This window comes from Paraperibacillus marinus, assembly GCF_046237605.1.
Classification (GTDB): Bacteria; Bacillota; Bacilli; order Bacillales; family DSM-1321; genus Paraperibacillus; species Paraperibacillus marinus.
The window spans coordinates 565,287-579,069 of record NZ_CP143542.1 but is presented as its reverse complement, the minus strand read 5'-3'; the positions used below and the strand labels follow the sequence as shown (position 1 = coordinate 579,069).

17 protein-coding genes are annotated in these 13,783 nt (G+C 46.6%); 4 read left to right on the top strand and 13 right to left on the bottom strand.

All coding sequences use genetic code 11. The annotated features are described in order from the left end of the window. Window positions 1-254: 254 nt before the first annotated feature. The 6 genes from V1498_RS02965 to V1498_RS02940 form a co-directional block, all read right to left on the bottom strand. On the bottom strand, window positions 255-425 hold the full coding sequence (locus tag V1498_RS02965) for a hypothetical protein (RefSeq protein ID WP_409296828.1): 171 nt from the start codon (window positions 423-425) through the stop codon (window positions 255-257). Between the two features lie 33 nt (window positions 426-458). Then, complete coding sequence (locus V1498_RS02960; protein ID WP_409296827.1) at window positions 459-1,169, bottom strand: response regulator; 711 nt, start codon at window positions 1,167-1,169, stop codon at window positions 459-461. Continuing rightward, window positions 1,147-2,772 carry a DcuS/MalK family sensor histidine kinase gene (gene dcuS / locus V1498_RS02955; RefSeq protein ID WP_409296826.1) on the bottom strand — a complete coding sequence of 542 codons (1,626 nt, stop codon included), beginning with the start codon at window positions 2,770-2,772 and terminating at the stop codon, window positions 1,147-1,149. The genes V1498_RS02960 and dcuS overlap by 23 nt, the downstream gene beginning before the upstream one ends. A 201-nt stretch (window positions 2,773-2,973) precedes the next feature. Then, the gene (locus V1498_RS02950; protein WP_409296825.1) at window positions 2,974-3,759 is read right to left on the bottom strand and encodes an SDR family oxidoreductase; all 786 of its coding nucleotides are present in this window, start codon (window positions 3,757-3,759) and stop codon (window positions 2,974-2,976) included. Window positions 3,760-3,909: 150 nt separating this feature from the next. Further along, a complete protein-coding gene (locus V1498_RS02945) occupies window positions 3,910-4,671 on the bottom strand; it encodes a TerC family protein (protein WP_409296824.1) in 762 nt (253 codons plus the stop codon). A gap of 49 nt (window positions 4,672-4,720) precedes the next feature. After that, window positions 4,721-5,158, bottom strand: a complete 438-nt coding sequence (locus V1498_RS02940; protein ID WP_409296823.1) for a MarR family winged helix-turn-helix transcriptional regulator — start codon at window positions 5,156-5,158, stop codon at window positions 4,721-4,723. Window positions 5,159-5,756: 598 nt separating this feature from the next. On the opposite strand from V1498_RS02940, the gene V1498_RS02935 reads away from it, so the two are divergent. Next, on the top strand, window positions 5,757-6,083 hold the full coding sequence (locus tag V1498_RS02935) for a LysR substrate-binding domain-containing protein (RefSeq protein WP_409296822.1): 327 nt from the start codon (window positions 5,757-5,759) through the stop codon (window positions 6,081-6,083). Window positions 6,084-6,267: 184 nt separating this feature from the next. Here V1498_RS02935 and V1498_RS02930 read toward each other — a convergent pair whose 3' ends face one another. Then, window positions 6,268-6,543: a hypothetical protein gene (locus V1498_RS02930; protein WP_409296821.1), complete on the bottom strand. Its 276-nt coding sequence runs from the start codon at window positions 6,541-6,543 to the stop codon at window positions 6,268-6,270. 112 nt (window positions 6,544-6,655) lie between these two features. On the opposite strand from V1498_RS02930, the gene V1498_RS02925 reads away from it, so the two are divergent. Further along, window positions 6,656-7,297, top strand: coding sequence for a pyridoxamine 5'-phosphate oxidase family protein (locus V1498_RS02925; RefSeq protein ID WP_409296820.1), 642 nt, complete (start codon window positions 6,656-6,658; stop codon window positions 7,295-7,297). Window positions 7,298-7,340: 43 nt separating this feature from the next. Here the strand turns inward: V1498_RS02925 and V1498_RS02920 are convergent, their stop codons facing one another. The 3 genes from V1498_RS02920 to V1498_RS02910 form a co-directional block, all read right to left on the bottom strand. Continuing rightward, window positions 7,341-7,784, bottom strand: a complete 444-nt coding sequence (locus V1498_RS02920; RefSeq protein WP_409296819.1) for a GyrI-like domain-containing protein — start codon at window positions 7,782-7,784, stop codon at window positions 7,341-7,343. A gap of 340 nt (window positions 7,785-8,124) precedes the next feature. After that, window positions 8,125-9,018, bottom strand: coding sequence for an IS3 family transposase (locus tag V1498_RS02915; RefSeq protein ID WP_409295181.1), 894 nt, complete (start codon window positions 9,016-9,018; stop codon window positions 8,125-8,127). A 53-nt stretch (window positions 9,019-9,071) separates the two neighbouring features. Further along, entirely contained in the window at window positions 9,072-9,386 is a 315-nt protein-coding gene (locus V1498_RS02910) for a transposase (RefSeq protein WP_409295179.1), read from the bottom strand. Between the two features lie 374 nt (window positions 9,387-9,760). Between V1498_RS02910 and V1498_RS02905 the strand changes: the two genes are divergently transcribed. Continuing rightward, a complete protein-coding gene (locus V1498_RS02905) occupies window positions 9,761-10,321 on the top strand; it encodes an AAA family ATPase (RefSeq protein WP_409296818.1) in 561 nt (186 codons plus the stop codon). A gap of 50 nt (window positions 10,322-10,371) precedes the next feature. Here the strand turns inward: V1498_RS02905 and V1498_RS02900 are convergent, their stop codons facing one another. Continuing rightward, a complete protein-coding gene (locus V1498_RS02900) occupies window positions 10,372-11,832 on the bottom strand; it encodes a protein adenylyltransferase SelO (RefSeq protein ID WP_409296817.1) in 1,461 nt (486 codons plus the stop codon). Window positions 11,833-12,067: 235 nt separating this feature from the next. Between V1498_RS02900 and V1498_RS02895 the strand changes: the two genes are divergently transcribed. Further along, entirely contained in the window at window positions 12,068-12,772 is a 705-nt protein-coding gene (locus tag V1498_RS02895) for a DUF421 domain-containing protein (RefSeq protein WP_409299113.1), read from the top strand. Window positions 12,773-12,876: 104 nt separating this feature from the next. Here the strand turns inward: V1498_RS02895 and V1498_RS02890 are convergent, their stop codons facing one another. Continuing rightward, on the bottom strand, window positions 12,877-13,218 hold the full coding sequence (locus tag V1498_RS02890) for a DUF1048 domain-containing protein (protein ID WP_409296816.1): 342 nt from the start codon (window positions 13,216-13,218) through the stop codon (window positions 12,877-12,879). A gap of 18 nt (window positions 13,219-13,236) precedes the next feature. Further along, entirely contained in the window at window positions 13,237-13,560 is a 324-nt protein-coding gene (locus tag V1498_RS02885) for a PadR family transcriptional regulator (RefSeq protein WP_409296815.1), read from the bottom strand. Window positions 13,561-13,783: the final 223 nt, after the last annotated feature.

The window sequence follows — 13,783 nt, the reverse complement described above, 5'->3', positions numbered from 1 at the left end:
TATCGCTTTCATTCCTCTCCTTATAGTAAAAAATTCAAAGCCAATTAAATACCTTTTGAAACTAATGACCTTTTTAAAACTAAAAAAAGCACCCCCTCCCATGGGGACCGTTTAGGGGGACTGACCCCATTTCCCAAACTCTCTCGCCTTATCCCTACGCGCTTTTCCCAGGGGACAGGGCTTATTTCCCGGGCTTGACGCCAATTAAAATGGATAGAGTACGGCGGATTGCCAGCACCTCTATCCTTTTTGGTTTACTCTTTTGTTTTCCTTCTGCCGATCACATACGCTGCACCGATTAAGAGCAGTCCTGCCGCGGCCAAAACATTGATCAGCGTTTTCATGATAGTACCTGTAGAGCTTGAGTTATTGATGACCATAATTATGATGACTATAAATATCGGACTCATCCAGTTTGTTTTCATACCCATTTCCCTTCTTCATACAATCACGGTCTATTATAAATACATTTTCGCAGTCTCCAGTTTTTCTTTTTTGAAAGTGTAGAGATAGACCGGACGGCCGATGCCGTAGGTCAATGATTCCTCAAGCACATCAAGATCCGCGAGGAACTTCAGGTATTTCCGGACCGAGACCCTCGAGATAAATGTCTTGTCGGCGATGTCATCAGTCGAAAATGGTTCTCCCCCGCTTTCTTCAATTACCGTTACGATGGCCTGCAGAGTGCTTCTTGTCAGTCCTTTTGGTAATACCTGCTGTACTTCCGCGCCTGAGCGGGAATCCCGGCTGAGGAATTCATCCAGGTCCTGCTGACGGATGGTCTCTGTGCCGGCAAAAAAGGCATGCTTTTCTTTATACAACTGCAGCGCCTGATTAAAGCGCTCGAATTCGAAGGGTTTGATCAAATAGTCCACCGCGCCGAATCGGAGAGCCTCCTGTATCCTTTCAGCCGCAGCCGCAGCCGTAATCAAAATCACATCGGCCGCAATCCCTTTTTTCCTTATTGTACGCAGCAGGCTCAGCCCGCTTACACCTGGCATATATACATCAAGCAGGATCAGATCGACCTTAGTCTCCGCAAGGAACTTAAGAGCGTCATCCGCCTTATGCACAGTCCCTGCCAGGATGAAGCCTTCGATTTCCTGTAAATAGCGCTTATTGAATTCCGCCACCATCGGATCGTCTTCAACAATTAAGACCTTTATCATCAGAATCCCCCCTTTTTTCATATGGAATGCTTATCCTGAAAACGGCTCCCTGTTCGGGAGGTGATTCAAGGGTCAGCTCACCGCCGAGCTGTCCGACGCTGTTTTTCACAAGATAAAGCCCATATCCGCGGCTGCTCCCTTTTGTGGAAACATTCCTTTCAAATATGTGTTCCTGAATTTCCGGGTCAATTCCCGGCCCGGAATCCGCCACCTCGATGTACAAGCTCCCCAGCTCATATTCAAGCTGCACGTCAAGCTCTTTTACAAGGGCGGACATCATGGATTCAATTGCATTATCCACCAGGTTGCCGAGAATGGTGATCAGCTCCTGAGTCAGCTTTGGGTCGCGCGGCTCCGGCAGGATAGATTCGATATGGAAGGTCATGCGTACATCCTCTTCCCTGGCATAGCTCATCTTCCCCATGATGAACCCGGCAAGGGCAGGGTCCTTTACATGCTGGGCCACACTTCCCATCTCTTCATTCTGGTGATTTACAAGCGAACGGATGAACTCCCGCAGTTCATCATAAAATTTCATCTGCACCATCCCGAGAATCACATGCAGGCGGTTCTTGAATTCATGTGACTGGGCCCGGAGTGCTTCGGCATAGGTTCTTACCCCGGTAAGCTGTTCTGCCAGTTGATTCACATCAGTCTTGTCCCGAAAGGTGGAGATCGCCCCTGCCACCCGGCCTCCGACGATGAGCGGAACCCGGTTCACAAGGATGGTAATGCCGTTGATTACCTGCTCCTCATCAAGCTCCGGCTTTCCGGTCTGAAGCACCCGGTCAAGGCCCGTCGTCGGCATATAATCGGAGATTTTCTTGCCGACCGGCTCCCCCGTAAGCCCTGCTCTTTGAAACAGCTGCTGTGCCGATTTATTTACAAGGGTGATTGTCGAATCATGATCCACAGCCACAATGCCTTCATGAACAGACTGCAGCATGGTGCTCCGCTCCTCCAGAAGCTTGGCAATCGCGTACGGCTCAAGCCCAAGCAGTATCTTCTTTATATATCGTGCAAGGATAACAGCCCCCATAATCCCGACAACAATTCCGATGACTGTCCCCATCATGATGTTCCGCTGACTGCCGACTAATGCATCCTCAATATGATTGAGCGAGATGCCGACAGCTACAGCACCGATCTGCTCTCTGTGGCCGTTATAAACCGGGGTGAAGGCGCGCAGGGATTTCCCCAATGTTCCAGTCGAGAAGGAGACATGCTCATTCCCCTTAAGTACCGGTCCCTCATCTCCGCCGATGAAATGCTTGCCCACTTTCTCCGGATCCGGGTGGGATTTCCTGATTCCCTCCATATCCATTACAACCACAAACATCACATCGGTAGCCTTTTTAATATCATTCGCATACACCTGAATTTCTTCACTATAACTGCTGCCATCCTCAAGGCCGTCTATCACAATCTGTGATTTCGCGACAGTCCGCGCCACAATCTTTGCTTTTTCCTCCTTGCTCTCACGAATGTCATCATTCACATTGATGCTGATCAACAAATCCGTGATAACCAGGCAGATTAAGACGACCATGCAGATGAAGAAAATAATGAGGGTGCTCAGCCTGAATTTAGATGGCGCTTTCATTTCCAGCCGCCCCCCTTCCCATAAACTTCTACACTAGTATTCTACAGCATGTGCGCACTTGTTTATATACCGATCTTCACCTTGGAAGGATCCTCAACAATGATCTTCACACCCAGTTGCAGGAAGCACCATGATAAATGCAGCTCCGCCCTCTTTTCCACAAAAAAAAAGCATCTGCATGGTCCGCAGATGCTTCCTTCCTTATATCTCCATTTTCCAGCGTTCCTGTTCCGTCTTTTTCAGCTGCTCCTCCGTTTCGCCGGGGAAAACGGTGCGGAACTTGTGACTGTCCGCCGGAATGATCTCAATCATTTTCTCAATCATTAATTCAGGATCAAACTGCTTCTCCAGCCCCTCCTCCTGCTTTTTCATATCCTCGAGGCGGGTAAAATTCTTGTTCTCATCAAACCATTTGTATTTTTCCTCCGCACTCCGGTCATTGAAGCCTGTTGCGAATGCCCCAGGATTAATGGTTGCCACCTGCACGCCAAAGCTTTCAAGCTCTGTTTTCATTGTGGAAGCAATGCCTTCAATCGCATGCTTGGTTGCCGTATAAGGCCCCACATAAGCCGTCGCTGAAATTCCAGCCATCGAGCTCATAAAGACAATCTTTCCGCTTCCCTTCTCCACCAATTTACGTGCAGCGATCTGGACCGTCTCAAGCGTCGCAAACACATTCACCTCAAACAGGGCCCGGAATCGGTCCATCGGCACTTCTGCCAGCGGACCGCCTTCATTAATCGCCGCGTTGGCAACGAAAACATCAAAGTCATGCTCCTCCATCTGCCTCCGGTCCCGTTCATTCGTGATATCAAGCTTAAACACTTCCATATCAAGGCCAAGCTCCCGTACTTCCCTCTTAAGATCCGTTTCCTGGGCCGTGATTTCCGTCGTCGCAATCACCTTATGCCCTCTCTTCGCAAGGCCAATTGCCGCACCGCGCCCAAGTCCGCTTCCGGCACCGGTGATAAAAATCGTTTTCGCCATTCAAAACTCCTCCTCCTAAAAGCTCATAATATCTTCGTTCCCATTCGGAGGGGAGGTAAACATACTAAGTGCTGATTCGTTTCTTTTTGAAGACAAAAAAAGTGCCCTGCCCGTGCACTTCAGACAGCACACAAACGGGGCACTCCTCTATTAATGTGAGAATTTCCCCGCCCTGTTCTTGCGGATGGAATGAATGATGAAGGTGATAACAAACGCCAGAATCATGATGCCGATGAAGACTTCATTCGGTATATGAATATGGATCAGAGTAAGGCCCATTTTTACAGCGATGAACGTAATCAGGACATAAGCTGTTGTCTCTAGCTCAGGCACTCTGTTCATTAAGGCAATGAAGAAAGTGGCCACTCCACGCATAAGCAGGATTCCGATCATTCCTCCGAGCAGCAGCACCCATACCTTCTCAGATACGGCAAGTGCAGTCAGGATGCTGTCAACGGAAAAGGCAAGGTCCATCAATTCAACGGATATGACGGTTGCCCAGAAGAAGCCGAACGTTCTGACCAGCCACCCTTTAGGCGAAACGGCCGCTTCCTCTTCCCCGCCTTCTGAACTTTTGAATTTTTCGATGAAAAATTTAACAGCAAGCCATAATAAATACAGTGCACCAATCAGTTTAATGAACCAAAGCTTAATCAGGAATGTGCCAAGACCGATGAAGATGAAGCGGAAGAGATAAGCTCCCCACAGCCCGTAAATCAAGGCTTTTTTCTGCTGATCCTTTGGCAGCGGCTTGACGAAAGCGGACAGCACAAGTGCGTTATCCGCGGATAATATACATTCGAGCACAGCCAGAGATAGAATCATCCCCCATGCCTCTGATGAAGTGAGCACATCGGCCCACATTTGGCCGTCGAACATTGACGAGTACGTTGATAAAATATCCTGCCACATTCTCCATATCTCCTTTATTGTATAAAACTAGTGTAAGTATTCCCAAAAACTACCTCATTTTCTCAAGCAGCCCGTTCAGCTTCTTAAGACCGTCTATCATATCCTGCAGGGACTCATCCGACTCATCTTTAATAGAAGCGGAAATCTTCCCAAGCAGTTCTTCATTAATTTCCTGAACGGCTTCCTTCCCATTTTCAGAAAGAACAACCTTTACGACCCGCTCGTCCCCCGAATCCCTGACACGCTCCACAAACCCCTGCTTCTCAAGCTTCTTGCACATCGTGGAAATATTGGTACCGGCAATATTCACCTTTGATGCCAGACTGCCGATAGTATGCGAGCCCTGCTGCTGGATTTCAACGAGGATCCTGACTTGCAGGCTTGTCAGTCCGTAGCGCTCACAGAGCGAAGAAATAATAATATTGGTATTCTCACTGATTTTTCTCGTATAATTCCAAAGCGTATTCTTAAAATCGACAACTACCATAGCGACCCCACCTAAAGATAAACTATATTATATATGATTTATATATACTATATGATATATACTTCTTTCCTTCAAATGATCTGCCCGGGAAAGAAGAATAGCCAAGAGTATTCCGGCGAAGAATGACTCGAGAGTTAAAATAGAATTTCCTGATCGTTTTCCGATGTTTTTTATTAATTGCACTCATTTTTTCACCTGTGAGGCATCTGGCCTGCGCCCAATGCCGCTTGCTCGCCGAAAGCTTCATCTTTACTTGCGGATCTGGCTGATTTACTGTAAGCGCAAAAGGATCCACACCTTAATTTAACGGTGTGGATCCTTTATCATGTGGTTATGGATTCTGATTCAAGTAACATTCGGCCGGCAGCTCGGCTGATCAAAGAATCAGCCTATCTAATATGTTTTATCTCCTTGAGATTACGGTTTGGCAGTGTCTCAAACAGATCCATCAAATAGCGAAAGACATTGAGGCGATTCTCTTTGGCAGTTTTAAGCAGCCTGTACACTAATGCGCTTGATTTGGCTCCTTTAAAAGAAACAGAAAACAGCCGGTTTTTGCGGCCAATCACAAAGGGCTCCCTTTGCAGCCAGGGAAATTGTGAAGCTGAAAGAACTGAAAGATGAAGCCTTCATCCCGTTCCGTGAAGAATTTGCCCTTCACAACTACATCATCGAGGCATGCCAGACCGCCGTGTTTAATCCGCATATCGCCTACGAAAGCTCACAATGGGATTTAATCAGCGGCATGGTTGGGGAAAACCTGGGGATAACTTTCTTCCCCCCCTTCCATTGCAGGAAAAGTGGATCCCCGGCTGCTCAAGACCATACCGATCGTCAAGCCCGTGATTCCGTGGAAGCTTGGAATTATCATAAAAAAAGGGCGCTATGTTTCCCACGCAGTGCGGGAATTCATCCGGATGGCTGAAGCTTCATGGGAACCGGCCATCTGAAAAATAGAGAAAACACAGAAAGAAACAAAGAGCAGCACAGCCTGTTCTTTGTTTCTTTCTGTGTTCTTTAGGTATATAACACTAATAATAAAATGGAAGTTTCGTTTCATAGCCATGTTGGTGTGGAGTTAGATTAAAAAACCACATTCCAAACACTCACTATTTTCCTGGAACTCCAAATAGATATTCTTCTACTGTCCATTTTTGAATGGGGTTTTGCTTTCTGCCGGGCTTTATACATTGATGTACGAAAACCTCATTCAATGAATGTCCTTTATTTTTTAGGTAATTGCCGATCATTTGCCTGGCTTCTTTAAGTCCGCCTTGATGTCTATTGTTAATTTCAAATAGTATCTGTATCCCTCCATTGATCCTTTCAGTGACAACATACTTCCCTGACACCTTATCTCCTTCTATAGCAAAAAAATGATTCATCTGTTAACCTCCCATTAAACTTATTCAAATGGTATATTTTCATTTTAATAGGATAATTTGTAAAGTAAACATGATACTATTGCTATACATTCCATTTCGAAAAGGTGATCCCATGACAACCAAATACAAAAACATCATCACAACACAAGAAGAGTTTGAAGAATTCCGCTCCACCATCGGCACTCCCAGCGCACGGGCTGCAAATAAAGTAATTTCCTTTATTGATGAGCATTGTGCAGACTTTATTTCTAAGTCACCATTTTTATCTATATCCACATCCCATGCTGACGGACAATGTGATGCCTCGCCGAGGGGAGATGAGCCCGGATTTGTGACAGTCGTTGATGAGCATCATTTATTCATTCCAGAACGGCCGGGCAATAAAAGAATGGATTCTATACATAACATCATCACCAATCCTCATATTGGGCTCCTATTTTTAATCCCAGGGCTCGGGGAGACGTTAAGGATAAATGGCAAAGCCTACATTTGCCGGGATCCTGAGCTTTTGGAGAAGAGCTCGGTTAATGGGAAAGTTCCTGCGTTTGGTATTTTAGTAGAGGTAAAGGAATGTTATATCCATTGTGCTAAAGCATTCATCCGGTCAAAGTTATGGAATCCGAATTCTTGGCTCACAAAAGAGAGCCTTCCCTCGGCCCCTAAGATGCTGATCGCTCACGCCAATATTCCGAATGCGACTCCTGAACAAGTAGCAAGGGAATTGAATGAAGGCTACACGCAAAGACTTTATTAATGAAATAGCCGAGCCAGCATCTGCCGCTGGCCCGGCTATTTCATCATTCCTGGATTGGAATATAAACCTCCACTTCCTCCCCATCCTCCTTGGGAAAGTACAATTCAACAAAATAAGCCTCTTGATTCACATGCCTGCCCTGTTCAAAGATCCAATCATTGAGACGTGAATGCAGAGATCCAATTTCAGATATTTCGCCCCTTGCGGCTGCATAGGTGTGGGTAATTTCCAGGTATTCCATGCCTGATGGGACTTCCCCAGGCTTACGGGTGGCCGTGATTCCCACATAATACCCGCCTTCAAGATGATCCTCTCCCCTTTTTGGTTCAAAGAATGCGATTTCGGTTCCTGAATGGTCCTCCAGCTCGTCCCTCCTGCTCATGAACTTCTGTGCATTCTTTGGCACTACACTAGCAAACTCGCTGAATCTACCTCTGTTTTTAATTCCGACTGACTTAAATGTTTGATGTACAATTGTGAATGGCATGGCACATCCTCCTAGAGTGAGTTCTGTGTCTAATTCTGGAAGTTTTATAGTTTTATCTTATAGAAAGATTAGAGAAAAGACCACATTAAATAGTGTGTGGTATATCTCTTTTAGCCATGTGATATTTTTGAACTGCCCTTCCGTAAGTATTTCTTTCATTTTTGCAAGTATATCTGCTCTTCCCGCAAGTAAAATGGCTGTCTTCGCAAGTAAATCCCTTTTTTTGCAAGTAAAGTATAAAGGGCCGGTCTGACCCCCTTATTCCTGACAATTGCTTTTACATTCTCTCTCTGTCTTAGTTTTTTACTTTTTTATTTCTCAGAGGAGTCAATCAGCCTGTTCACAGGCTGATTGTCATTTCCGACGGGAACCCGATTTCCTTGTACTTATCATGGAACTTGGCAGGAGCCATTCTCCCCAGGGAGCCATGATACCTTCTATGGTTGTAGAACTCCATGTACTCACCAACGCGATAGTACGCCTCTTCAAAATATTCGAAGGTATAGCGCCGGAATACGTGGCGTTCAAGAAGGCTGAAGAACGACTCGATATAGGCATTGTAATTAGGGGAACGGGGCGGGATCCGTTCATGATACACCCTGTTCTGCTCGCAGAATTCCCCAAAGTGGTTGCTTACGAATTGAGGGCCATTGTCGGTCCTTATGATAATGCAATGCCCATCCTCCTCGGGAAGCTTGAGGGCCCGCCTCACAATCGCTTCCTTAAGCATGGCTGTAATATCCACGGCCTTACATCGGGGTCCCGTATAAAAGCCGACGACGCACCTGTCGAATACATCAATGGCGCATGCCACGAAGAAGAACCTTCCGCTTCCTTCAATATGGCCATACTTGATATCCAGCTGCCATAGCTGGTTCGGACCGGTAATTCGATGGTTCTTCACCAGTCTCCTTGGATACTTTGCCTGAACGGGTCGTTGTGGAAGGAGGATGCCAAGCTCCCTGCATAGCCTGTGGACCTTCTTGTGGTTGATTACCAGTTCGTGATGATCCCTCAAAAATTGGGTCAGGTTCTTCACCCCATAAATGGCGCATTCCCCTTCTATGGCCTCCATAAGGAATTCCTCAACCTGCTCATCAGGCACTGTTTTGTCTGACTTTGTTTTTGAAAATCCTGGTGCTGGCCGGCCGCGCTTTCCTTTTGGGTTCACTTCCTCTTCCTCTCCAGAGTGATAGTAATAGAGGGATCTATTTACTCCGGCTGCTTCGGTCAATTTGGTAATGGCAAACCCCTCCTCTGCCCAAAGCCTAATTTCCTCAATGACCGTTAGGGCTGGTAAGGGCTTTTTTTTAATAGATTTCTAAGCATGGCCACCTCGAGTTCCTTCTCCCCAAGCAGTTTCACCGCCTGTTCATACTTTGCCTTTAATTCTTCCTTGGTAGGCTCAGTAGAAAGAATGACAGTGGCGGGGTCTTCCATACGTTCCCTTATCTCATCCCCATATTCCTGAATCCAGCCCGAAAGGGTACTGCGATCAATTCCCGCTCTGCGAGCGATGGAAGAATAGTTCCCTGACTCTAAAGCTAACCGGACATAATTCTTTTTGACGTCCTCCAACACTTTAATTTTTTTCTTGCCCATAAGAGCCCCTCCCTAATTACTGGATTTTCTTGTCCTTAGTGTACTGTTTTAAGCTCTAAGGTGTCCAAAGGAATTAGGGGGTCGTAAAGGGGCCGCAAGTAAACCAGGAGATTCCGCAAGTAAAATGTTCATTTCGGATTGCATAAACTGATTTAAGGAGCTGATCGGGGTACAGCCAGGCACTGCTGCTTCAAAATTGAGCACAAACTGAATAAAACTTGATGATTATGATCACTTTTTGTGTTTTTTCTCTCTATTTTTTAACTCAAATCATCTCGCATATCACCAACGCTGCCTCCCCTCCAAACATTCTTTTTAATAGAATCACTGTAAAGTTATGTTAAAATAACCAAAAGAATGCTAGGAGAGAGTTTATGAAATTTGTTCTGGTGTTTGGACCCCAGGCGGTTGGCAAGATGACGGTTGGGCAGGAGTTAGCAAAAATAACAGATTTGAAGCTTTTTCATAATCATATGACGATTGATTTGGTTAATCATTTCTTTGACTACAGCACGCAGGAAGGCAAGAGGTTAGTGCGCCTGTTCCGTCAGGAGATTTTTGAAGAAGTGTCAAAGAGCGATCTTTATGGAATGATTTTCACTTATGTGTGGGCCTTTGATCTGCAGGAAGACTGGGATTATGCGGCCGAAGTTACTCAGTTGTTTGAGTCCAGGGGAGGCACGGTTTACTTTGTGGAGCTAGAGGCTGATCTCGAAGAAAGGCTTGAGCGGAATACAACCCCCAATAGACTTGAACATAAGCCGTCCAAACGGAATATTGAATGGTCGGAAGGTGAACTTAAAAGTACAGCGAAGAAATACAGACTAAATTCTTCTGAAGGTGAAATGAATGTTGAAAACTATATTAGAATAAACAATACGAAGTTGAGTGCAGAAGGAACCGCCAGGATCATTAAGGAAAAATTCCAATTATAATACAGAAAAAAACGCCTGGATGCCCAAGCGTTTTTTTTCGTGGTGCCGCGTCATGTTCCGCAGTACGTCTGGTAAGGAGTATTGCCAGCCGCAGGCACTGTCGTGTATTCCTCCTGCTCTGGCGTATGGGCGTACGGCTTCGAGAGAACGGCCAAGAGTTTCATCATGGGATCAAGATTTCCATCCTCCACGGCGGCCTCGAGTGCCTCTTCAACTCTATGATTCCGCGGAATCACGGCAGGGTTGCTGTTTTTCATCAGTTCTTGTGAGGCTTCCGCTGTCTCTTCCTGCCTAGCCCGCCTTTCCTGCCAGTCCCTATTCCAAGTCTCGAATTCTGGAGTTCCGGAAAAGGCGGTTTCTTCCAGCCTGCCGAATGTCAGAGCCCGGAAGGTATTGGTGTAGTCGGCCCGGTGCTTCTGCATCATGCTGAGAAGATTTTCAATCAAGGCTTTGTCTGCCTCCTCCTCACCGAACAGGCCGAGCTTCGCCCTCATGCCTGTGAGCCAGTCACGGAAGTAGATTTTGCTATAATCAGCAATCGCTTCCTGGGCAATTTCAACGGCTCTGTTTTCATCTTCATGGAGCAGCGGCAGCAGAGTCTCGGCAAAGCGCGCCAGATTCCAGCCGCCGATGTTCTGCTGATTTCCGAAAGCATAGCGGCCCTGCACATCAATCGAGCTGAAGACTGTGGCCGGATCAAAAACGTCCATGAACGCACATGGTCCATAATCGATCGTTTCCCCGCTGATGGTCATATTATCGGTATTCATTACTCCATGGATGAAGCCGGCAAGCTGCCACTTGGCGATCAGCATGGCCTGGCGCTCAATCACGGCACGCAGAAGGGAAAGATAGCGGTTATCATCTTCCTTGATTTCTGGGTAATGGCGGTCGATGGCATAATCGGCCAGTGCCTGCAGATCATCGACCGATGCAAATCTGGAGGCATATTGAAACGTGCCGACTCGGAGATGGCTGGCAGCGACCCGAGTCAGGATGGCGCCTGGAAGCGGCGTTTCTCTTAACACCGCTTCGCCGGTTGCCACTACAGCCAGGCTTCGGGTGGTCGGGATGCCGAGTGCATGCATCGCTTCACTGATGATATATTCGCGCAGCATCGGCCCGAGTGCCGCCCTGCCGTCACCGCCGCGGGAATACGGCGTCCGTCCAGGTCCCTTCAGCTGGATATCATACCGGTCGCCGGACGGGCCCACCTGTTCCCCAATCAGCACAGCGCGGCCGTCCCCGAGCATGGTGAAGTGTCCGAATTGATGCCCTGCATATGCCTGGGCAAGCGGCTCCGCTCCCTCCGGAACTGCATTACCGGCTAAAACATGGACAGCTTCCTCCCTCTGAAGGACATCTGTATCCAATCCAAGCGACTCTGCCAGCTTTCCGTTCAGAATCACCAGGCCGGGATCCTCAACCGGCTGTGGATTCTGCTTGGTATAAAAGGTCTTTGGAAGATTCAAATACGTATTTTCCAGGTTCCATCCTGCTTGTATCGTCATGGGAAGGCTCCTTTATATTTTGGCTTATGATTTACTTTTCCCCAAATACACAGGGCAGACACTATAAAATGTCTTCTCCTGCCATTTTAATTATACCGCTTTTGTACGGCAGAGAGCTGCAGGGGGACTGGCCCCATTTCCGGGAAATGGGGCCAGTCCCCCTCATGCATCATTATATACCGGGGAAGGCAGACTAAGCATAGTGAATCGTTCAAGTAGGAGGATGTGTTACGTGCTGGATTTTTATCAAGACCAGGAAGCCCTGACGACGATAGAATGGATCCTGCGGGCAGTGGTTTCCTTCATTTTTTTAGTGCTGGTTGCCCGGATATTGGGACAGCGTACGATTTCCCAGCTGAGGCTCCTCGATTTTGTCATCGCCCTCGTTATCGGGAACATTATCGCCCACCCGCTGTCCGATCAGCATCTGGGCTTAAAGGGTTCGGTTACCACTACCATTGTCCTGGTGGCTCTGTATTTGACTGGCATTCTCCTGATCTTGAAATGGCCCTGGTTCAGGAATCTGGTCAATCATAAGCCGGTCACTGTCGTCAAAGACGGCCGGATTTTGTATGAAGGATTGAAGAAGGCCCGGATCACCATCGATGTTCTGATGGAGGAACTGCGTGAGGATAAGGTTGCTGATGTGAAAAAGGTTGCCCTGGCAACATGGGAAGCGGATGGAAAGCTCTCGGTCTTCCTGGATCCCCAGTACGAACCGCTCACACCCGCTCTTTCCGGAATCAAAACTGAGCCCTTTTTTCTGCCCAGGACCCTTATCAAAGAAGGCAGCATCAATCCAAATGTGCTTAGAGAAATCCAGAAGGATACAGACTGGGTGATAATGAACCTTAAGGGAAAGTATGGAACGGAAGTAGAAAAGGTGCTGCTCGCCACGGTTGATAGGGATGACAGCTTGAAAGTTTTTTTGTATAAATAAGCTTTAAGCATATTCTTAGTAAAACCAAGGACTCTAGAGTGAACCCCAGGTTTCATTCTTTCCTGATCATCTCAACCCAAAGAACGAAATTTTTTGCAGAAGGGTTAGCCTCGGCCGATCGTATCGTTCAACTTCTTTCGGTATTTATCCTTCCATGTTGGCTCATCTTTCACGAGGTCGTCACAGAATGCTGCCACGTCCTTACCCGTGAGGTCAGTAACTTTTTTTCCTTCCGCTGCACCTTCTTCAAAAAGATCAAGAAGCCCACTATATATACGGCTGATATCCTTCCAGTCGGTGAGTCCGCCTCCAGCAGTCCACATATATTTCTGGATGGCTTTGTATGCTCCGCGATATTCACTTGGAAGCGTATTTGCACGTTCCTCCATCTTCCTCCATTCTCTCTTTTCATCCATACTTCCAAGAATTTTTTCAAAAATATTCATTTTGCCTCTCCTTTTGATTTATTTTTTCATTCTAAGTTCGTTAATCTTACTTGAGACAAAGTCCCACTTTTTCCAAAAAGCTTCAAGCTGCTCTTTACCAGCTGTGTTGAGTTTATAGAATTTCCTTGGCGGGCCCATAGTGGATGGCTTTCTTTCAAAGTCGACAAAATTGTTTTTCTCAAGCCGCATGGTAATTGTATATACTGTGCCTTCAACTACATCCGTAAAACCAAGTTTTCTCAACTGCTGTGTGATGTCATAACCGTAGGTTTCACCGCGGCTTATAATTTCAAGAACGCAGCCCTCAAGCACCCCTTTCAACATTTCTGTAATGTTATCCAACTCGTGCCCTCCATTGATTCAAATTTTGTAACAGAGAATAATATGTGCCGAAAATACTTAGTATTACTTATTACTAGTATATAGTATTACCGATTACTCGGTTTTGTCAAATATACTTTCCGTTTGATGAGCCCATTTTTAGCAGGCAAAGGATAAAAAACAGCTAACTAATGTATGCTTACTAATTGATTTCATTTAACGAAAATAGAAAGGCCTCCCAAGA

Coding starts and splice junctions, on each gene's coding strand:
- V1498_RS02950 (WP_409296825.1), bottom strand. CDS start 3,759: ATGGCGAAAACGATTTTTATCACCGGTGCCGGAAGCGGACTTGGGCGC.
- V1498_RS02965 (WP_409296828.1), bottom strand. CDS start 425: ATGAAAACAAACTGGATGAGTCCGATATTTATAGTCATCATAATTATG.
- V1498_RS02910 (WP_409295179.1), bottom strand. CDS start 9,386: ATGGGCAAGAAAAAAATTAAAGTGTTGGAGGACGTCAAAAAGAATTAT.
- V1498_RS02900 (WP_409296817.1), bottom strand. CDS start 11,832: ATGACGATACAAGCAGGATGGAACCTGGAAAATACGTATTTGAATCTT.
- V1498_RS02945 (WP_409296824.1), bottom strand. CDS start 4,671: ATGTGGCAGGATATTTTATCAACGTACTCGTCAATGTTCGACGGCCAA.
- V1498_RS02925 (WP_409296820.1), top strand. CDS start 6,656: ATGACAACCAAATACAAAAACATCATCACAACACAAGAAGAGTTTGAA.
- V1498_RS02930 (WP_409296821.1), bottom strand. CDS start 6,543: ATGAATCATTTTTTTGCTATAGAAGGAGATAAGGTGTCAGGGAAGTAT.
- V1498_RS02920 (WP_409296819.1), bottom strand. CDS start 7,784: ATGCCATTCACAATTGTACATCAAACATTTAAGTCAGTCGGAATTAAA.
- V1498_RS02940 (WP_409296823.1), bottom strand. CDS start 5,158: ATGGTAGTTGTCGATTTTAAGAATACGCTTTGGAATTATACGAGAAAA.
- V1498_RS02960 (WP_409296827.1), bottom strand. CDS start 1,169: ATGATAAAGGTCTTAATTGTTGAAGACGATCCGATGGTGGCGGAATTC.
- V1498_RS02890 (WP_409296816.1), bottom strand. CDS start 13,218: ATGAATATTTTTGAAAAAATTCTTGGAAGTATGGATGAAAAGAGAGAA.
- dcuS (WP_409296826.1), bottom strand. CDS start 2,772: ATGAAAGCGCCATCTAAATTCAGGCTGAGCACCCTCATTATTTTCTTC.
- V1498_RS02905 (WP_409296818.1), top strand. CDS start 9,761: ATGAAATTTGTTCTGGTGTTTGGACCCCAGGCGGTTGGCAAGATGACG.